This window comes from Arthrobacter sp. CP30 (genome assembly GCF_053470025.1).
In genome coordinates, this window is the sequence record NZ_JBQEMM010000009.1 from 124,300 (window position 1) to 142,527 (window position 18,228).

The 18,228-nt window shown below is 62.9% G+C and carries 20 protein-coding genes; 12 read left to right on the forward strand and 8 right to left on the reverse strand.

Annotation, left to right across the window (positions count from 1 at the left end):
* Positions 1 to 21 precede the first annotated feature (21 nt).
* Complete coding sequence (locus tag ACTIMO_RS12900; protein WP_448182644.1) at positions 22 to 942, forward strand: universal stress protein; 921 nt, start codon at positions 22 to 24, stop codon at positions 940 to 942.
* Here the strand turns inward: ACTIMO_RS12900 and ACTIMO_RS12905 are convergent.
* Positions 872 to 1,321, reverse strand: a complete 450-nt coding sequence (locus ACTIMO_RS12905) for a pyridoxamine 5'-phosphate oxidase family protein (protein WP_448182645.1) — start codon at positions 1,319 to 1,321, stop codon at positions 872 to 874. The genes ACTIMO_RS12900 and ACTIMO_RS12905 overlap by 71 nt on opposite strands.
* Positions 1,322 to 1,460: 139 nt before the next feature.
* Here ACTIMO_RS12905 and ACTIMO_RS12910 point away from each other — a divergent pair, with 139 nt between their 5' ends.
* A complete protein-coding gene (locus tag ACTIMO_RS12910; RefSeq protein ID WP_448182646.1) occupies positions 1,461 to 3,131 on the forward strand; it encodes a GAF domain-containing protein in 1,671 nt (556 codons plus the stop codon).
* On the opposite strand, the gene ACTIMO_RS12915 is transcribed toward ACTIMO_RS12910, so the two are convergent.
* Positions 3,100 to 3,765, reverse strand: coding sequence for a response regulator (locus tag ACTIMO_RS12915; RefSeq protein ID WP_448182647.1), 666 nt, complete (start codon positions 3,763 to 3,765; stop codon positions 3,100 to 3,102). The genes ACTIMO_RS12910 and ACTIMO_RS12915 overlap by 32 nt on opposite strands.
* Before the next feature lie 212 nt (positions 3,766 to 3,977).
* Between ACTIMO_RS12915 and ACTIMO_RS12920 the strand changes: the two genes are divergently transcribed.
* On the forward strand, positions 3,978 to 4,490 hold the full coding sequence (locus ACTIMO_RS12920) for a universal stress protein (protein ID WP_448182648.1): 513 nt from the start codon (positions 3,978 to 3,980) through the stop codon (positions 4,488 to 4,490).
* Positions 4,487 to 5,347 (forward strand): universal stress protein, encoded by an 861-nt coding sequence (locus ACTIMO_RS12925; RefSeq protein WP_448182649.1) that lies wholly within the window; start codon positions 4,487 to 4,489, stop codon positions 5,345 to 5,347. Before ACTIMO_RS12920 ends, ACTIMO_RS12925 begins: the two co-directional genes overlap by 4 nt.
* Positions 5,348 to 5,362: 15 nt before the next feature.
* Here the strand turns inward: ACTIMO_RS12925 and ACTIMO_RS12930 are convergent, their stop codons facing one another.
* Together ACTIMO_RS12930 and ACTIMO_RS12935 are read right to left on the reverse strand one after the other, a co-directional pair.
* Entirely contained in the window at positions 5,363 to 5,881 is a 519-nt protein-coding gene (locus ACTIMO_RS12930) for a universal stress protein (protein ID WP_448182650.1), read from the reverse strand.
* 134 nt (positions 5,882 to 6,015) lie between these two features.
* Positions 6,016 to 6,507: a universal stress protein gene (locus tag ACTIMO_RS12935; RefSeq protein WP_448182651.1), complete on the reverse strand. Its 492-nt coding sequence runs from the start codon at positions 6,505 to 6,507 to the stop codon at positions 6,016 to 6,018.
* A 230-nt stretch (positions 6,508 to 6,737) separates the two neighbouring features.
* Between ACTIMO_RS12935 and ACTIMO_RS12940 the strand changes: the two genes are divergently transcribed.
* Positions 6,738 to 7,178 (forward strand): universal stress protein, encoded by a 441-nt coding sequence (locus ACTIMO_RS12940; RefSeq protein ID WP_152812319.1) that lies wholly within the window; start codon positions 6,738 to 6,740, stop codon positions 7,176 to 7,178.
* A gap of 512 nt (positions 7,179 to 7,690) precedes the next feature.
* Here the strand turns inward: ACTIMO_RS12940 and ACTIMO_RS12945 are convergent.
* Positions 7,691 to 8,674, reverse strand: coding sequence for an aldo/keto reductase (locus ACTIMO_RS12945; RefSeq protein WP_448182652.1), 984 nt, complete (start codon positions 8,672 to 8,674; stop codon positions 7,691 to 7,693).
* Positions 8,675 to 8,760: 86 nt separating this feature from the next.
* Between ACTIMO_RS12945 and ACTIMO_RS12950 the strand changes: the two genes are divergently transcribed.
* On the forward strand, positions 8,761 to 9,174 hold the full coding sequence (locus ACTIMO_RS12950; RefSeq protein ID WP_448182653.1) for a MerR family transcriptional regulator: 414 nt from the start codon (positions 8,761 to 8,763) through the stop codon (positions 9,172 to 9,174).
* Positions 9,175 to 9,280: 106 nt separating this feature from the next.
* Here the strand turns inward: ACTIMO_RS12950 and ACTIMO_RS12955 are convergent, their stop codons facing one another.
* The gene (locus tag ACTIMO_RS12955; protein WP_448182654.1) at positions 9,281 to 10,336 is read right to left on the reverse strand and encodes an intradiol ring-cleavage dioxygenase; all 1,056 of its coding nucleotides are present in this window, start codon (positions 10,334 to 10,336) and stop codon (positions 9,281 to 9,283) included.
* Positions 10,337 to 10,409: 73 nt separating this feature from the next.
* Complete coding sequence (locus tag ACTIMO_RS12960) at positions 10,410 to 11,777, reverse strand: HupE/UreJ family protein (protein ID WP_448182655.1); 1,368 nt, start codon at positions 11,775 to 11,777, stop codon at positions 10,410 to 10,412.
* Between the two features lie 271 nt (positions 11,778 to 12,048).
* Between ACTIMO_RS12960 and ACTIMO_RS12965 the strand changes: the two genes are divergently transcribed.
* The 6 genes from ACTIMO_RS12965 (at position 12,049) to ACTIMO_RS12990 (ending at position 17,032) form a co-directional block, all read left to right on the forward strand.
* A complete protein-coding gene (locus ACTIMO_RS12965) occupies positions 12,049 to 12,660 on the forward strand; it encodes a hypothetical protein (protein ID WP_448182656.1) in 612 nt (203 codons plus the stop codon).
* Positions 12,661 to 13,031: 371 nt separating this feature from the next.
* Positions 13,032 to 13,610 (forward strand): hypothetical protein, encoded by a 579-nt coding sequence (locus ACTIMO_RS12970; protein ID WP_448182657.1) that lies wholly within the window; start codon positions 13,032 to 13,034, stop codon positions 13,608 to 13,610.
* A 320-nt stretch (positions 13,611 to 13,930) separates the two neighbouring features.
* A complete protein-coding gene (locus ACTIMO_RS12975) occupies positions 13,931 to 14,188 on the forward strand; it encodes a hypothetical protein (RefSeq protein ID WP_448182658.1) in 258 nt (85 codons plus the stop codon).
* A 144-nt stretch (positions 14,189 to 14,332) separates the two neighbouring features.
* Entirely contained in the window at positions 14,333 to 15,106 is a 774-nt protein-coding gene (locus ACTIMO_RS12980) for a response regulator transcription factor (protein WP_448182659.1), read from the forward strand.
* A gap of 176 nt (positions 15,107 to 15,282) precedes the next feature.
* Positions 15,283 to 16,680 (forward strand): sensor histidine kinase, encoded by a 1,398-nt coding sequence (locus ACTIMO_RS12985; protein WP_448182660.1) that lies wholly within the window; start codon positions 15,283 to 15,285, stop codon positions 16,678 to 16,680.
* A 145-nt stretch (positions 16,681 to 16,825) separates the two neighbouring features.
* Complete coding sequence (locus tag ACTIMO_RS12990; protein ID WP_448182682.1) at positions 16,826 to 17,032, forward strand: DUF4913 domain-containing protein; 207 nt, start codon at positions 16,826 to 16,828, stop codon at positions 17,030 to 17,032.
* Here the strand turns inward: ACTIMO_RS12990 and ACTIMO_RS12995 are convergent.
* A complete protein-coding gene (locus ACTIMO_RS12995) occupies positions 16,973 to 17,893 on the reverse strand; it encodes a 2-dehydropantoate 2-reductase (protein WP_448182661.1) in 921 nt (306 codons plus the stop codon). The two genes, ACTIMO_RS12990 and ACTIMO_RS12995, sit on opposite strands and share 60 nt — an antisense overlap.
* Positions 17,894 to 18,228 lie beyond the last annotated feature (335 nt).

Consider the following 18,228-nt stretch of genomic DNA (forward strand, 5'->3'; position numbering starts at 1 on the left):
TCATGATCCGGAGGCACGACCATGACGACTCTCCTGCCCGACAGGGTGTCGGCTGCACCGACCACCCCGCATGGGGAACGGATGCTTGTGGCGATGCGTGATCCAGTGACGGACCGGGCTGCAGTGGACTGGGCCGCCCGCAGGGCGGTGTCACTCGGCGTGCAGCTTACGATTCTGCATGCCGTTGCCGATCCTTCGCTGCTTAGACCAGGAACCGCGTACGGGGACAAGGTGATCGCCGGCCGGGACCTTGTCAGCGATGAAGCGGGAAGGGTAGTGCACTGTCATCCCGGCCTGCGGGTCGCGACGTACGTACATTGCGGTGGAATTGTCGAGGCGCTCCTGGGCATGTCTGCATCCGCGGACATGATCATCGTCGGCGCTGATCGGAAGGACCCGGGCACCGGTGTCTTTGCAGGATCCGTCGCGCTGCTGGTAGGGCTGAATTCGGGTGCACCGGTCGTGGTGGTACCGCCACGGTTCCTGCATCCGTCATTGGCAGAAGACCGGGGCGGTGTGGTTGCAGGAGTGGACGGTTCCCAGGCGTCTTATGAGGCGCTCATGAGGGCTGCGGAGGAGGCTGATGCCGCTGGTACCTCCCTGACCGTGGTGACGGCCATGGGTCCGTCATTTGAACCTATGACCGTCAGCGCGTCGGCGATGTTGGTGGAGGTGAGGAGGAGGCATCCCTCGCTGCCGGTGCGGTGGGTCGTGGACGACCTCCACTCACCGCTGCAGGCCCTCACGCTACAGGGCGCGGGCGCGGACCTGCTGATCATCGGCCGGCATGGGGCAGGAGCCAGATCGATCAGCTCGTTGGGCTCGGTTACCCATTCACTGCTGCTGGAGCCTCCGTGCCCGACTCTGGTTTTTACTCATCGTGTGCCTCCACCGCTTGAAGGTAAGGCGATGTCGAAACCGGCGCGAACGAGCGCCCACTGATCGTCTCGGGGACCAGGCGCATGTACCGGTCCTTCCGGCCCGCCTCCCACGGGTGCAAGGGCAAGTGCACCGTCCTCATGAGCTCGGGTGTCTGGTTGATGGTCGACGCCTGCCCTTTCACGACGACACTCCACACTCGAGTGCCGTCACCGAGAAAACCGTCAGCTTCGAAGGCGACGGCAGCTCTCTCTGAGGAGCGGGACTTCGTTCCTTCGGATGTGCGGAAAACAATCGAGCCGTGATCGACGACGAAGTTGATGGGGAGAATATCGGGTTCTCCCTGCACACAGAACGCCAGTCGCCCGATCGGGCTATCACGGAGCAAGCTCCAGCATTCATGAGCTGCAAGAATTTTCGTAGGTGTACTCTCAGCTTCCATATACGGACACTACGAACTGACCGGCCCGACCAGTAGGGCCCTCGGACCCTACCGGTCAGCGAGGACTACGAGCCGCCCCTCCTCGGCAGATCGAACGTCAATGAGAAGGTAGAGCGCCTTCTTCGAAGGAGTGCAGTTGATGATCACGGATCCAGGGGAGCTTCCCGCGGACTCTGTCAGGCAATCGATTGCGGGGGTCGAGCACCTTCTGGCAGCCTTCGCTGCCATCGCAGACGACTTAGGACTCGACACAGTCCTGGAGCGAGTCATCTCCGCAGCATGCCAACTCGTTGATGCACGCTTCGGAGCCCTGGGTGTCATCGGTCCGCACCGGAGACTCAGCCACTTCATCACCGTCGGGCTTCAAGACGATGAGATCCACCGGATCGGACCGTTGCCCACCGGGCACGGCGTCCTAGGACTGCTGATTACAGAGCCTCATCCGCTGCGACTGTCAGATCTACGCGATCACCCCCTCTCCTACGGTTTCCCGGCCCACCACCCCCAGATGACCTCCTTTCTGGGGGTTCCCATACGCATCCATGACCGGGTGTTCGGGAACCTCTACCTGACGGAGAAGAACGGGGGAGCGGACTTCTCCGCCGCCGATGAGCAGCTACTTGTCTCGTTGGCGTCCGCCGCTGGTGTGGCGATCGAGAACTCCCGCTTGTTCGACGAAGCCAACCGCAGGACGAGATGGTTGGAGGGCGGACTGAACGCGGTCAGGGAGCTGCTCGGTCAGCAAGACGAGGACCGAAACGATCTGGAGATCCTTTCGGCCCACGCTGCCGACTCATCGCAGAGCATCCTGGCAGCTGTCCTTCGGGCATTCGGCACCCAGCATGAACTGATGTGCGAAGCCGCAGACGGAGTTGACGTCGAAAGCCTCCTCGGGCGGCGAAGCCAAGGTGCCTCGCTGCTGGAATCGCTGACGATGTCGCCCTCTCCGGCGCTTCTGAGCCCGCACGAAATTGCGCAGCTGCTACCCGCAGCCGAAGGCCGGATCGGAACGGCTTTGTGCTGCAGGCTCCCCGGGGAAGGGGACCGGCGGTTCCTGCTCATCGGCCGCGCTCCGGGGGCGCCACTGTTCACCGAAGTTGATCACGAAGTGATGCGTGTGTTCGCGTCTCACGTGTCTCTCGCACTGGAGCTTCTGCGGATTCACCGCCAAAGGGAGCAGGAGGCGGTCTTCGGTGACCGCGACCGGATTGCACGGGATTTGCACGACCTGGTCATTCAACGGCTTTTCGCCGCCGGCCTCAGTATTCAGAGCCTCCGCAAATACACCCCGGACGAGGAGGCGCTGGGCCGTATCAGTTCAATCACGACTGAACTCGACGCCACCATCCGCGAACTTCGAGACACGATCTACTCATTGCGTTCCGTCCCGCAGGTCACCCCGACCTTCACCACCACCGTCTTCGCCCTCGTGGCCGACGCCTTCGACGGCCACGAACTTGAACCTGTCCTGCAACTCTCCGGTCCGCTGGACACCTCGGTACGCGGCGAGCCAGCTGATCATGTTCGCGCAATTCTCCTCGAGGGTCTTTCCAATGCCCTTCGTCACGCCGGAGCCCGTGCCATCACAGTCTCCCTGAAGTCGACAACGGATCACCTGGAATTGAGGATCATCGACGATGGCAGAGGCTTTGAGGACCCGGACCGCGAAAGCGGGCTGGCGAACATGAAGCACCGTGCCCAACTATGCGGTGGCGCACTCTCGATCGACAGCACACCCGGGCAGGGAACTGTGGTTCATCTCCACATTCCGCTCGAACCTACCGGGGCGACGCTGCCGGCCTCGAGATGAAGACCGCAGCTTGTGTGCGTCGCTGGAAACCCAGTTTCGACAGCAACGAGGAAACATAGTTTTTGACCGTTTTCTCCGCAAGGAAGAGCTCCGCTCCGATTTCGCGGTTGGTCAACCCGGCTCCGATGAGAGCCAGTACCTTTTTCTCCTGGCTCGTCAGACCGACCAGTCGGGGGTCCTCGACTGGCGCGTCCTGAAGCCCGGCGATGATCCGTTCTTTCACACCTGCTTCGAACAGCGATTCGCCCGCAGCCGCCCGACGCACTTTGTCGATCAGGTCAGATCCGAGAATTTCCTTCAGGATGTATCCGGCTGCACCGGCTATGACAGCACCCCGCAACGCCTGGTCATCGTCGTAACTTGTCAGAATCACGCACGCCAACGACGGGTCGACCGACCGCACATCCCTGCATACCTCGATGCCCGTACCATCGGCCAGCCTCGCGTCAAGGATCGAGACATTCGGCGACAACGCCGGGATTCTACGAGCAGCCTCCTCGGCAGATTCCGATTCTCCGATAACGGCAAAACCCTCACCCTCGAGCAACTCCCGCAGGCCCCGCCGGACCAGCTCATGGTCGTCGAGGAGAAAAACCGTCATCTTCGCGCCTGGCGTGGTTTGGACCCTGTCCATGCACATCCTCCAATCTGACAAAGCCCGGGCTCCTACCAGGCCTCGTCATCCACATGATTACGATCCTCACCATCATCACCCGCAGGACATTGCACCGTCAGGGCTGAAAGACCCTGATTTCTCGGACAGGTCTTTCGGCCCTACCAAGACATCCGGCATCCGTACAACGATCTATGTGTCCAACAGTCGGAACCCGGAAGCAGGACGCCACGATGAACACCGCTACATCATCCTTCACACCGCGCGCCATCGTCGTCGGCGCCGACGGCTCGGAGCAATCCATCGCCGCACTCGAACTCGCAGCCCACCTCGTCCCACTGGCCGGCGACTTCCTTAGAGCAGTCACCGCCTGGCAGTACCCCATCGGCTTCGGCACCTTTGCGCCCGTCGACTGGAACCCCAACGAACTAGCAGAAAACGCCCTCGATCACGCACTGTCCGCCGCATTTCAAGACGCACCACCCTGCCGGGTGGAACGACGAGTCCTTCAAGGACCGGCGGCTCAAGTGCTCATCGACGAAAGCGAGCACGCATTGATGGTCGTTGTCGGCTCCCGCGGGCATGGTGGCTTCGCCGGGCTTCTCCTGGGCTCCGTTAGTTCCTCAGTCGCGGAGCGGTCCGCTTGCCCGGTCGTCATCGCCCACGGTTCACTCCGGAGTCGAATCCAAGCGGATGAGTCCGGATGCACGTCCGTTGCCGATCAGGTTACGACGGCTCCAGTATGACCTCCGGTGCGGACTTCTCGGTCCGGGGCCTCGAGCGAAAGCCTGTCGTCGTTGGCTATGACGGCTCTGAAAATGCCCGGAAGGCGGTTCTGTGGGCTTCCCGCTATGCGGCGGTAGCCCACCTACCTCTCATGGTCGTCCATGCGTGGATCTGGCCCTACTTCACGCAGAACCTGGGCCCCGTGGCAGGAATCAAAGACAGCGGGCTACGTCGGGAAGCGCAGCGAGTTGTTACAGAAGGACGTGACCTAGCGGTTCGTTCTGAGCCGGATCTTCCGGTGCATCAGCGACTGGTCATCGGGTTTCCCTCCAAGACACTGACCGAATTCTCCCGAGAAGCTTCCCTGCTCGTCATCGGCACCCGTGGTCTCGGCGGATTCGCGGGGTTACTGATCGGGTCCGTGAGCTTCCACCTCGCAGCAAGCGCGGACTGCCCCGTGATGGTCGTTCGCGAAGCCCGCCCCACTCGCGACATTCTTCTGGTCGGTGTCGACGGTTCAACCGAGAGCGACCAGGCAGTACTTTTCGCAGCGAATCTCGCGCTCACCCTGCGAAAGCATATCCAGCTTCTACACGTGCAGCCCCATCCCAAAGACCCGCGACCTGCTACAGCTCGTGAGGAAGAGGCAGCTGTGCTGGACCGGGCAGCGGCCCTGCTCAAGGGGCACCCCGAGGTCCACTACACCCGGGACTCTGTCGTTGCTGTCTCTGTTCCTGGGGAAATCGTCCAGTGGTCGCATAACGCGGCCTGCGTCGTGCTCGGGGCCAAGGGAGGCAACACGCTGGGTGCGAGACTTGGGTCCACCGCCCACGCTGTCCTCCACCATTCCCGCGGCAACGTCGTTGTCGTCCGGTAGGGCCTTCGGTAAGGCTCAGATGATCCCTCTCGCCCGCATCTGGTCTCTACCCCGTGCTAAGAGCTTTGCCGTTCTTGGCACGACTTCTTCCCCGTCAGCCAGGCGGCGAGGGACAACGAGAACAGGGCACTGAGCGCGGGATACGCAGGCGCTGCTCACGGAGCCAAGACCACGTACGGGAACTCTGCCATTGCCTCGGCGCCCAACGATGAGCAGGGCGGCGTGGCGGGAGGCCTCAAGTAGTGCCCTGGCGGGGCGGGCAAACACCACAGTGGTCCGCAGCCGGGGAGGCGTCTCGTACCCATACGCGGCGACAAGGGCTCGGTTCAGGTCACGGCGAGTGACATCGGCGAATTCACCACTGCCGAAGGGCATCAGTAGCGGGTCTGCGGCAGGGTAGTCCCACGTGGTGATGACGTGAAGGGTCGCGTTGAGAAACGGCGCGAGCGTCCCTGCGTACCTTAAAGCTTCGATTGACTCCTCGGACCCGTCGACTCCCACCACCACTTCATGGTCAGCTTCTATCCGCACCACCGCACCCCTCCTCTGTAGGATCCCGACCCGCTACGCCGTAAGTACCCTGCCGCGACCTCGTCCACAACGGTGTCCATCGTCAGCAGGCCCTTGCCTGGCATGAGAAGAGTGCCGTATCGGAGTGGGGCGATCCATCAGATCGACCCAGGGGCTTCTCGCACGACGAGTACAGGACAACGTGCCTCCGAAATACAAGCTGTGCTGACCGATACGACGAACAAGTGGTGTAGGGACCCGCGGCCGTGCCGACCCACGATGAGAAGGGCTGCATCGCGGGAGGCATCAATCAGAGCCTGAACAGGGTGTGCGTACACGACGGAGCTTTGGAGGTCATCGGGCACATCGCCTCTGAACGCCGCGTACAGGGCGTTACTGAGGTGCTCCTTCGCGACCTCAGCGAATTCGCTCGTATCCAGAGGTACATAGCCTGGGAACTTGGGTGGGTAGTCCCACGCGATGACAACACGAATCGTGGCGCCTAACGCCGGCGCCAGCTTCTGAGCGCACTGCAGGGCGCTGACCGATGAAGGAGAATCGTCCACCCCTACAACGATCTGCGCGCGGGTCAGGGTACGCACACGCCGCCTCCCTCCGGCTATCCGAGTGAATGCACGCCGTTCTGTCACCCGACAATGCCCTGCGCAGGGGCCAGGGACTAGGGCCTTTCGACCTCAACCTCGATTCGGTCCGAAGCCATGTTCTCGCCAGCACTAGGGGCTCCTAGGCGTTGATAGCACTGCTCTAGGCGTCACGGAGCAACCGTAAACAAGGCGGGCCCAAAGGCCCTACGCACCGGCGCACGCGAGGTGCAATCTACAAGGAAGAAAGTACTACCGACCAACAAAGGAGAGCCGCAATGTCGACCGATTCCCCCTCACGCATCGTTGTCGGAGTCGATGGATCGGACGCATCCGTGGAAGCACTGCGCTATGCGGCCACCTTCGCACCAGCGCTAGGAGCCACCATCCATGCCGTCGCTGCCTGGGACTATCCGGCGGAGTACCCCGGGTACGTACCAATGGGCACCAGCGAATTCTCCGACGCTGCCCACGCCCATCTCAAAACGGCGCTGGAGTCCGCCTACGGTAAGGACACTCCTGAGGGCCTGGACAGCACGGTGATCTTTGCGCATCCAGCCAAAGCTCTCGTGAAAGCCTCCGAGGATGCCGCGATGCTCGTCGTCGGGCGCAGAGGGCACGGTACATTCCGCGGGCTGCTCCTCGGCTCCGTCAGTGGCGCCTGTGTCGCTCACGCGAAATGCCCTGTCCTCGTCGTCCACACCCCTTCCCACCCCTGAACCGACTCAGCCTGCAGAGCGATGTTCAGAGCGGTCACAGCCATCCATCACCTTCCGACCAGAGAAGCCTCGCCATGAAGCAGCATCAAAGACCGGCACGGCCTCGCGCACCGCGGGAAACGCTGACTCCCGCTGAACTCCGAGCCCGAGGAGAATGCAGGAAGGAAGCGGAACGCAAACTCGCGCTTCATAAAGAGGCTTACCGTAAAACGCACCCATCTCCTCGAGAAGAGAATTCACCCCACAACGCCTCCTTCCCGTAGGCGGCGGCGCGTCAAGCTGCCGCTGATTCTCTTGGCACAGGCGGATTCTGCTCGAACTTTAGGAGCGCAATAATTGAGCAGAAGCTCACAGCGTTGCTCCCAATCAAGCGAGACCCCACTGGGTGTCCGGAGCCCGCAGAGAAGCATCAGGACCTCGCCCGCCCCGACACCGTCTCGGATTCCCCCTAGTCCTGTTCAAGATGCAGTAGCGCTTCGAGACTCACGATCAGTGATTGAAGACATTCAGGTTCAGCCGCGGTCGCGAGCCATTCCTGCTTCTGTGTTTCGCGCACCGGTAGCGGCTCCATGAGGCGACACAGCATCGATGCGGGCTAGGTCTTCGCTGGTCAGCTCGATGTCGGCGGCGGCAGCGTTCTCTTCCATTCGCGAGACTTTTGTCGTTCCCGGAATGGGAACAGTGCCGGCTTGGATGGCCCAGGCGAGGGCAAGCTGCGCCGGTGTGATGTTTTTTTCCTTCGCGATCAGTCGGAGAGCGTCAACGATGCGTAGGTTCGCCTCAATGGCCTGATCAGAGAATCGGGGGAGGTTGCGGCGGGCATCACCCTCGGGCAGGTCGGCCTTGCGCATGACGGTTCCACCGAGGAAGCCTCTGCCGAGTGGCGAGAACGGGACGAAGCCGATACCGAGTTCGCGGGCGGTGTTGAGGACGCCGTTGTGCTCAGCGTCTCGCTCGAACAGGCTGTATTCGGACTGGATCGCGGTGATGGGGAACGTCGCATGAGCGCGACGCAGGGTATCAGCGGATGTTTCGGAGACACCGATATAGCTCGCCTTTCCCGCGGTGACGGCTTCACTCATTGCCCCGATCGTTTCCTCGATGGGCACGTTCGGGTCGGCACGGTGCAGGTACCAGAGATCGACGTGGTCAGTACCAAGGTGCTGCAGTGACCGGTCGATGGCACGGTGCGCGTGCTCGGGAGAGCCATTCAGACCCAGAGGTGTCCCGTCGTCGGTGAAATCGGAGGCGAACTTCGACGCGATGACGACCTTCCCCCGGTCGGCTCCGAGTGCCCGCGCGAGAAGCTTCTCGTTCTCAAACGGGCCGTACGCCTCCGCCGTATCGAACAAGGTGACCCCAAGGTCGAGGGCCTTGCGGATCGTTTCGATGGATCCGGCCTCTGTCGCACCGCCGTAGAAGGCGCTCATTCCCATGCATCCGAGTCCGAGGGCGGAAGTGGTTAAGCCTTGCGAGCCCAGAGTGATCTGTTTCATGCTGGCGTCTCTTTTCGTGTTGGAAGGACGGACACCACGAGCCTCGACCATGGTGTACACACCATGTCAAATGCCACACTTGGAAGATGCTCCTTCCTGCCACCAAGGTTCCTCAACCGGTCACCATCAGCGCCGCCGCTGATCTGCTCGGAATCACCGTCGACACGATCCGGTACTACGAAAAGGAAGGAATCGCTCCCGCCCCCAATCGCAGTGCGGACGGGTGGCGGCGCTACGACGACAGAGCTCTGGCGTGGCTTGCGGGAGTGGTCATGCTCCGAGGAACCGGGATGAACGTTACCGAGATGCGTGAGTACGCGGCGGCCTACCGGGCCGGAGCCACTGACGAACAGCGGCTCGCGCTGCTAGAAGCGCATTACGAGACGGTCATGGCGCGGCAGGCGGAAGTTCGTCGACACCTCGACGCTCTCGAACGAAAAATAGAGGCCTACAAGGGTGTGATCCATAGAATCGATCAGGCCCACGTGATTGATCGTTGAGATACATCCCATGAACGACCGCCTATAGAACCCTCGAGCGCGAGAATGCGAGAGGCGGCGCGTCGTTGATGCGTCATCAGTGTGGTCGCGCACTATGCGGGGATGCTCAGCTGGCGGGTGTGGGTGTGGCCGTGTCGGTCGGCGCTTCCTGGGTCGTGTCGGTGGGAGGCGTCCCGCCGAGGCCACTTTCAGGGGGTGTGCTGCCCATGCCTCCTGGGGGAGTCCCACCCATCCCGCCGCGCATTCCTCCGCCTGCTGCGGGTGTGGTGGTCGTGTCTACTCCCACCGTGAGGCTGATCTGGTATCGGGAGGTCGAGTCTCCGGTCACGGTGGCGAGCTGCAGGGCGCCGCTGTCATCGCTGAAGACGTTGTCGGAATCCAGGCTGACTCGGGAGAGATTAGAGGTCGAACCTTCGTAGCCGGTGAGGGCGTATACGGTTTGGCTGACGTCCTGAGGTAGGGCGACCTGGGAGGTCGCGATGGCTTTGGCCGAGTCGGTGATGTCGGCAACGTTCGGGTAGATCTCGAAGTGGATGTGAGGCCAGCGCCCGGTGTAGCAGGCGGGGAAGATCGACGTGTACGTCACGATGCCGTTGGAGTCGGCTACCTGCACGCCGCGCAGGTACGTTTCATTCTCGATACCACTTGAGTACATGGAGTAACCACCGGCGGCGTCGCAATGCCATACGTATACGGCGGCGTCTTTGAAGGGAAGGTTGCCGTTGGCAATGTCCACAATGGTGAGGGTCAGGGTCATCGGTACGCCGGCCGCTGTGGTGCCACCATCGATGCTCGAACGGATATCGGTGCGGACGATGCCTGATTCCTTAATCACATTGGCACCGTTGGATCCGTCTCCGGGGTAAGGGCCGGCAGTTTCGTCCGGAATCTCTCCCACGATCGAAGCGCCCGATGACGCAGACGCGGTGGATCCGGCTGTGGCGCTTGAGGTGGTGGTCCGGGTCGTGTTGGGCGTGCAAGCAGCTAGGGCCAGAGCCCCGACGCCGGCGCCGAACAGTCCGAGCATCGAGCGTCGGCTGACGAGTGTTCCGATGTCGAAAGCGACACCTTGGTCGACGACCTCCTCCTCTGTCCGGTTGAGGAGCCGCCCCTCGTACATGGGGCCTTCCGGTGTGTTGTCCGGTTCTGGGATGTTGCTCATGATGCCTCACTCGGTGTGTGGACTGGAATAGTTCCAGCCTCGACGGCTTATCAATGGGAGGGCTTTGCCGCAGCTATGCGCCACCTTTGAAGCGTGCAGAGCTGAGGTATCCATGCCGGCCGAGGCCGTATACCTTGTCGGCTCGTCGCATCGCGGCTGGTCGTTCTGGGGCGAAGGTGGTTCCGGTTGGCCGAGATGCGGTGGCAGTACGGCTTGTCAGCCAGGCGGTGATTGCGATGCCAGCGAGGATTGCAGCGACGGCCCAGGAGTTGTTGATGAGTGCTTCTTCGAGTCCTGTGATGGGACTGGCGAGGACGCCGGTTCGGTCCAGGACCCAGAACCCGGCAGCGGTGAGGGCGACGAGGGCTATCCCGGTGCGTACCTGTGTGCCCCACGTGGTGCGTGAGATGAGGTAGATGGAGGGGAAGATCAGGGCGACGGTCGCGAGTTGGGCGAGCTCCACGCCGACGTTGAACGCGAGCAGGGTGAGAATCGACAGGGTCCCGTCGAACCCGAGGTCGGTGAGGATACGGGCGAACGCCAGTCCATGGACCAGCCCGAACAGGCCTGCGATGAGGACTTCTCCGCGCTGGATGAGGGGCCTAATGGCGTGGAGGGCTGCGACAGCAACGGACGCGGCGACGAGAATTTCTACGGGCCCGGACGGTAAGGCGATCCACCCAAGGGCGGCGGCGATGAGCGTTAACGAGTGTCCGATGGTGAAAGCCGTCACCACGCCGACAACATTGCGCAGCGATTGCCCGAATCCAGCGCGCGGGATCCACCGCCCCCTGATGCTGACAACAAGGGGTGCGACGAGCAGCAGTGTCGTGAGGAACAGCAGATGATCTGCTCCGCTGAGGACGTGGTGGAAGCCGTAACCGATCATGTCCATCAGCCCCGGTTCGACAGCATCACCGATGGTTAGGGTTTCGTCGGAGGCTGTGATGACCCCTGGTGTTGAGATGGAGCCTGCTGCGTCGGTGAGGACGACGACCGCTTCATGGGAAGCATCGGATTCGATGATGCCGTCGTAGTCGATGACCAGACTCGAGGGGTCGACGTTGCCGGTATCGAAGCTGACGTCGACACTGAACGACTGAATTCCCTCGACGGATTCCACCACAGCATCCGAGTAAGTCTCGGACCATGTGGTTCCATCTGCCCCGGTCACCGTGAGGTGCTCGTCGATGTATCCGGCAATGGCGTCGACCTGAGCCTCGGTCAGCTCGGTCGCTGTCGCGTAGGAAGTACCAAGAGTCGTATCGAGAGATTCCAGCGCGACCGATACCGTCGCTTCCGCCGAGTCCTCAGTCAGGCGCACCGCGATGGTACTGCTGTCCAGGCTGTGTGCCTGCGCTGATGCTGCAGGAATGAGTGTCAGCGCGGTGGCGGCGAGAGCAGTGGAAGCGGTCAGGGCAAATCGTCGGAAAGATCGCATGAACCAAGGCTCATCGCACTTGCTTTGCTCAGGCTGTGACCAGCATTAACCCCAACCATGCCTATATGCCTGGCCAACACCGATCTTCATGCAGCGATGAGTTGAGCGAGGGAGTGGGGGAGCGGTTGTCCCTTCGATCGGCGTGTCTGACCCACCGACGGCGCAGATCTGCTCATATCCGAGCCATGGGTGGTTCATAGGGTTTCGAAAGGAACGGGTTCGAGGCTTGAACCATCAACTCCACTCGGACCAGCCTGGAAGGGCCAACACCATGAACATCAAGATGAAACTCGCCGCTCTCAGCCTCGCGGCCGGTCTCGCCCTCTCCGGGTGCGCAGCCGGGACCACCGCCAGCTCGACCACGGACTCCTCGGCAACCACCACGTCCTCCAGTGCCTCCGCCACAGCCACTGAGTCAGCCGCCGGCTCGACCATCGGGACCGGAACACCGCTCGAAGGCGGCATGCCTGCCGGCGGCCCGGGCGGTGAAGTCGATGCCTCCAGTGTCACAACCGAAGACGAACTCATCGCGCTGATCCAGGAAGCCTACGGCGACGCCGGGTTGGACCTGCACCGCGGCCACATGCCGGTACAGGACGTCCTCGACGAGGTCCTCACCATCTCCCACGAGGAACTGCACGTGCGCATGGGAGCCGGCCAGAACCTCTCCGACATCGCCGACGAGCTCGGCGTCGGCACGCAAACCCTCGTCGATGCACTCGTCGAATCGTGGAGCCCTGCGATCGACAACCTCCTCGCGTCGGGCACCATCACCCAGGAGCAAGCCGACGCCTACGCCGCCGCGCTCGAGGAAGCCTTCACCTACCGCGTCACCTGGGACGGAGAAGAAGCCACCCCCACCTTCGACGGCCTCACCGCCTAACTCCTGCAACGACAACTCTCAGGACCTCCTTCACTACACCCGTACAACAGCTCAACGAAGGCCCCGGCAGACGCTGGGCGCCTTCGTTGAGCCAGCGCTGCCCCCGGCACCCGCATCGAGAAACTAGCGCTGACTGGCCCGAGTCCGTACCCATATCGAGCACTATGCAGCTGGTCAGTCTGGTTCAGAACGCGCAGGGGCCAGCAGCAGCGCAGCACAGAAACCGCCCTTAGTTCACAGCCCAACGACAGGTGCCCGACAGGGCACACCTAAAGTGCAGGCCCAGATTCGTAGTGGTCCCTCCTATCGGGACTACTACCACCAGGAACGACTACCAAGGCCGCGTAGCGGCACAGTAAGGAACGCACATCATGTCTACCCCTAAGAAAATCGCCCTCGGAGCAAGCGCGGCTGCCGTCGTCCTCGGCGTGAGTCTCGGCGCTACTGGCATGGCGTCGGCGGCGACCACCGACTCCGCCCCAACTTCAACGTCTTCGGCTACCGCGGAAGCCACCACCGGCGACGAGACAGCCATGGACCGCAAGGGCGGACCCGGACACGGACCTGGACAGGGACGCGGACAGGGCGGTGTCGACGCCGCTGCACTGGCAACGAAGCTCGGCGTCGACGAGGCGGCGGTGACCGACGCTTTGCAGGCCGCCAGAGACGCCGCCGAGGCGGACATCGAAGCCGTCGAGGGCGAGAAGCCTGACCGGGAAGCACTTCAGAGTGCTGTCGCCGCGACTCTGGCCGAGGCGCTCGGACTGGATGAAGCAACCGTCCAGACGGCCATCGATAAGCTTCAGGCGGAGAGGACTGCTGCTCGATCCGCGGCAGTGCAGGAGCGACTCGACGCTGCGGTGACGGACGGATCTCTCACCCAGGCCGAAGCCGACGGCGCCGCCAAGGCGCTCGAGCTGGGCATCCTCGGCGGCGGAGGTCGCGGATAACCACCACCGCGCGCGGAGTGGGGGCTAACAGCTGCTGCACGTGAAGGACCAGCCGTCTCGGCGAGATAGACACCGTCAGAACTTTTGTCTATCTCCCGGGACGGCACGCTCATGTAAGGAGCCACCAAGTGTCTCGACCACGTGCGCACCGAGACCGTACTAGGCCGGCGCTCAGACGTCTATTCGTCAGCCGATTGTGAATCTCTCCGAGTCGATCTGAGGATGTCAACCTGCACAGCAGCTGCACAGCTTCGGGATAGGCACGTCCTAAGCCCGGACGGCACAGTGGAGGAACAACCACAGCCAGCTAGGAGAACACCATGATCAGCTACCGACCCACCCCGGAACTCGCCGTAGGACGCAAGGGCTTCAGGGCCGCGATTAGCGCGATGGCCCTGGCCGCGGTCCTCGGGACCACGGCCTTCGCGCCCGTGGGAGCCGATACTTCTGTGGCGTCGGAAGCCCGCGCCGGTGTGATCGTCGAGACGACTGTTCCCGCCGAGCAGGCGCTCATCCGGCGCCAGGACACCGGGGGCTCCCTCGATGAGGGTGCTGCGGCCGGACCCCTGACCGTCTAATACGCCGCTCGGGCGCTCCCGCCGTGCGCCGTGCGCCGTTCTCCGTACGGGATACTGGACCGCAACGCCGGGCCCGCACAGCCTCTCACGCAACCGCTGGCACCGTCTGCATCACCGGCATCACGGGCATCGATGGACGACATAATGAAAGACACCAAGGTAGACATAATGGCCGACGGCTCGCACCACTCCATGATCGACAACCTTCCGCGCCTTGCCCACCCGGACGGTACCCCCATCAGGGCCCTCGTCGTCGACGACGAAACCAGCCTCGCGGAGCTCGTCAGCATGGGGCTGCGCATGGCGGGATGGAGCGTCACCACGGCGAACGACGGCGCCACAGCGGTGTCCGCGGCCCGCGATTTCCGCCCCGATGTGCTGGTACTCGACGTCATGATGCCCGGGGTCGACGGGATCGACGCCCTCAAGAAAATCCGCGCCTTCGCACCGAACGTGCCCGCGCTGTTCCTGACAGCAAAGGACGCCGTCCAGGACCGCATCTCCGGGCTCTCCGCCGGCGGGGACGACTACGTCACCAAGCCCTTCAGCATGGAAGAACTCATGCTGCGCCTGCACCGGCTCGTGCAGCGCTCCGGGGTCGCGGCATCGGACTCCGCAGAACTCGTCGTCGGAGACCTGATCATGAACGTCGACACGCGGGAGGTGACCCGCGGTGGCGAGGACATCACACTCACGTCAACCCAATGGGAGTTGCTGCGCTACCTCATGGAGAACCCCCGCCGCGTGCTCAGCAAGTCCCAGATCCTCGACAACGTCTGGAACTACGACTTCGGCGGTCAAGCAAACATCGTCGAGCTCTACATCTCCTACCTGCGCAAGAAGATCGACCTCGGACGTCCGTCGATGATCCACACCGTGCGTGGCGCCGGGTACGTCATCAAGCCCACGATCCCGTGAGTTCTTCCCCCGCGCCTGAGCTGCCAAGCACTAACCCGTCGGTCCCCGTGTCCACTCTCGGACGAAACCCTCAATCGGGACTCAGCACTCCCGGTGTCACCGGATCCACATCGTGGAAACACCGCCACCGACGACTACACCTGCGAACCAAGCTGATCCTGGCAACCCTGGCACTGTTGACCGCGATCTGCATAGCGATCGGCGTGTTCAGTCACCTTGCAATGAGCAGCTACCTGACGAGCCAGCTCGATGAGGCACTGACCCCGGCCGCAGGGCGGGCTGGCTTCTCCAACGGTCCACCGCGCGGGCAAGCACCGGATTTTGATGATGTAGACCCCGAAAATGCGGCCGGCCAAAGGCCAGGCACGTTCAACGCGGTGTTCGACGACGGCGAGGTGCAGAACTCCGCGCTCGTGCAGGACGACGGCAGCACAGAACCCCTCACCGACGCAGACCTCGACATACTCGAGTCAGTGAATCCGGCTAGCCAGCCCCAAGAGCTCGTGCTCTCATCAGGGCGATATCGGGTCGATGCAGCGGCGCTGGCCTTTGGCCCTGATGCAGGATCCATCCTCGTGACCGGGCTGTCCACCACCGAGCGCGACAATACCCTCGCCTCCCTCGGCATCACCGTGGCTGGGCTTTCCCTCATCGGGCTTACGCTGACCGGCCTCGCCGGAACGGTCATCATCCGCCGGTCCTTACGTCCGCTCGAGGAGCTTTCCGCGGTCGCGACCTCGGTGTCCAGGATGCCGTTGTCCTCCGGCGAAGTGGCCATCCCCGTGCGGGTGCCTTCCACGGCAGCGCAGCCCGGAACGGAGGTCGGCACCGTCGGGATCGCCCTGAACGAAATGATCGACCACGTCACCAGCGCGCTGCGCCAGCGTCAATCCAGTGAGATGAAAGTGCGGCAGTTCGTCGCGGACGCGAGCCACGAGCTCCGCACGCCGCTCACGTCCATCCGCGGGTACACCGAACTGGTTCTCATGAGCGAGACAGTCAGCGCGGCGGGACGCTCCGCCCTCGAGCGCGTCGACAGCGAGTCCAAGCGCATGTCCTCCCTCGTCGAGGACCTCCTGCTACTGGCGCGCCTCGATGAGGGCCAACGCGGTGAGGTGTCCGACGTCGACCTGACGGAACTCGTGATCGAGACAACAAGCGACGCACGGGTAACCGCGCCTGCGTACATCTGGAGCCTTGATCTGCCGGAGGAGCCTGTCGAGATCCGGGCCGTCGAGCCGGAAATCCGCCAAGTGCTGATCAACCTGCTCTCCAATGCGCACAAACACACCCCACCGGGTACCTCGATCTCCACGGCCCTCACAGTCCGTGACCGGGAAGTGACGATCACGGTCACGGACTCGGGTCCAGGCATCGACCCGTCATTCCTGGACACCATCTTCACGCGCTTCAGCAAAGGCGACGATTCACGCGCGGCCGGAACCGGGAGCACCACGAGCACCGGACTGGGATTGGCGATCGTGCAGGCCCTCGTCGAGGCGAACGGAGGCGCGCTCAGCGTGACCAGCGAACCGGGCCGGACGCAATTCAGGGTGGATCTGTTCATCCCATAATCGTCGCCAGAAGCGCGCCAAGACCGTCTCTGTATCGCCTGCGGCGGCCCGTTTCCTCCGAGCACGCAAAGTGTTGCGCGAGTCGGTAAGTAAGGACTGGCAGGAGCGCCAGATAACCACCCCTCGACGTGATTCGGTATCGCCGATGATTTGGGCGGTGAGTCGCCTCAACGCCCTGTGGAGGGCGTGGGAAACCCTGAGGCTCGATCCCGGCACGGGCATGTCCGACTGGTGGCGGATTCACGCCGACGGCGGGGGACCCCGGCCCGAACATGTCTACCTGGGACGACCGTCACGCTGGGGCACTCAGCAGGAAGTTTGCCCTGATTGCGATCAGTGCCAGGTCAAGTAGGGGAGTTGGTTGCTGCAGGGTTCGGCCGCGCAGGGCGTAGTCACCGAGGATGTGGTCAACCTCGGAGGGAAGTCCTACTGTGAGGTCGCGATACAGCGATGTGGTGAAGGACGAGCCCCATTCAGTCAGCAAAGCCACCGCTTGTCGGTGTGCCGAATCCGACACGGGATGTCCTGCCCGCGCAGCGACAACCTCGAGCTCATGGATCGCCGCATGGATCGAATCCTCGCCGCCGGCTTCGAGAACGCGGCCTATAGGGGCGCGGAACAGGCAGTTGATGATGCTGGCAGCAGCGATGAACGCCCACTTGTCCCAGAGGGCACCCCTCACGTCGTCAGCGACGGACAAGTCGATACCTGGGGCGTCGAGAGCGTCCCGAATGTCTTCCGGTACCGGGATGTCAGTTAGGGATCCCACCATGAGTGAACTCATCGGCGTCTTCTGGTGGACGACGTCCCCGTCGAGGGTTGCCACGATGCGGGCCAGGCCGCCGAGGACCTGTCCCGGATACCGCCCCTGGAGGGGGTCGATGTGCGCCATGCCGTTGAGGATCGGGAGGATGCGGGTATTTTCATCGACGAAGGGGTGGAGGTCAGTGACCGCGGAGGAAAAGGCTGTTGCCTTCACCGTGATGAGCACCAGATCGAATGGCTGTTGCGTGGCCGCGGGAACATCCATCGCCGTGAGGACCTGCACCGGGTGTGTCCGGTCAGCTTCCGGGGAAACAAACCGTAACCCGTCCCGACGTAAGGCGTCGGCTTTGCGTTCGCGGACGAGGTAAGTCACGTCCCGCCCCGCTTCCTGCAGCAAAGTGCCGAATGCACCACCGGTTGCTCCTGCGCTTACAACGAGTATCCGCACCGCGATGACATCCTTTCGATCACGACCAGCAATCTCACGTGATAGCACGGGCGTATGCGCTGCAACTTCTCACATCCTGCCCGCCTGGGCACCCGGAAACGAACCAGCACCCGCTGAACCATAGTGAGCCAATGGGCCGAGTCGGACCTTCAATAAACCGCCGATAACCCACCTTCTGTCGGGTGTCGCAGCACCTGACAGGCTGCAAGAGCGAGTGGGGTGCCCTCGGTACCTGGCACAGCCGAATTGAATCACCCCGACGGCAGGTGTCGGGGATATGCCGTTTACGGTGCTCACACGGCGAGAGCCGGTAGCCCGGTGCGTGGGCTACCGGC

Bases quoted from the DNA above. Each gene is read 5' to 3' on its own strand.
- ACTIMO_RS12960 (WP_448182655.1), bottom strand. From the start codon at position 11,777: ATGCGATCTTTCCGACGATTTGCCCTGACCGCTTCCACTGCTCTCGCC.
- ACTIMO_RS12920 (WP_448182648.1), top strand. From the start codon at position 3,978: ATGAACACCGCTACATCATCCTTCACACCGCGCGCCATCGTCGTCGGC.
- ACTIMO_RS12975 (WP_448182658.1), top strand. From the start codon at position 13,931: ATGATCAGCTACCGACCCACCCCGGAACTCGCCGTAGGACGCAAGGGC.
- ACTIMO_RS12925 (WP_448182649.1), top strand. From the start codon at position 4,487: ATGACCTCCGGTGCGGACTTCTCGGTCCGGGGCCTCGAGCGAAAGCCT.
- ACTIMO_RS12970 (WP_448182657.1), top strand. From the start codon at position 13,032: ATGTCTACCCCTAAGAAAATCGCCCTCGGAGCAAGCGCGGCTGCCGTC.
- ACTIMO_RS12965 (WP_448182656.1), top strand. From the start codon at position 12,049: ATGAACATCAAGATGAAACTCGCCGCTCTCAGCCTCGCGGCCGGTCTC.
- ACTIMO_RS12905 (WP_448182645.1), bottom strand. From the start codon at position 1,321: ATGGAAGCTGAGAGTACACCTACGAAAATTCTTGCAGCTCATGAATGC.
- ACTIMO_RS12980 (WP_448182659.1), top strand. From the start codon at position 14,333: ATGAAAGACACCAAGGTAGACATAATGGCCGACGGCTCGCACCACTCC.
- ACTIMO_RS12915 (WP_448182647.1), bottom strand. From the start codon at position 3,765: ATGGACAGGGTCCAAACCACGCCAGGCGCGAAGATGACGGTTTTTCTC.
- ACTIMO_RS12955 (WP_448182654.1), bottom strand. From the start codon at position 10,336: ATGAGCAACATCCCAGAACCGGACAACACACCGGAAGGCCCCATGTAC.
- ACTIMO_RS12940 (WP_152812319.1), top strand. From the start codon at position 6,738: ATGTCGACCGATTCCCCCTCACGCATCGTTGTCGGAGTCGATGGATCG.
- ACTIMO_RS12990 (WP_448182682.1), top strand. From the start codon at position 16,826: ATGATTTGGGCGGTGAGTCGCCTCAACGCCCTGTGGAGGGCGTGGGAA.
- ACTIMO_RS12900 (WP_448182644.1), top strand. From the start codon at position 22: ATGACGACTCTCCTGCCCGACAGGGTGTCGGCTGCACCGACCACCCCG.
- ACTIMO_RS12910 (WP_448182646.1), top strand. From the start codon at position 1,461: ATGATCACGGATCCAGGGGAGCTTCCCGCGGACTCTGTCAGGCAATCG.
- ACTIMO_RS12945 (WP_448182652.1), bottom strand. From the start codon at position 8,674: ATGAAACAGATCACTCTGGGCTCGCAAGGCTTAACCACTTCCGCCCTC.
- ACTIMO_RS12950 (WP_448182653.1), top strand. From the start codon at position 8,761: ATGCTCCTTCCTGCCACCAAGGTTCCTCAACCGGTCACCATCAGCGCC.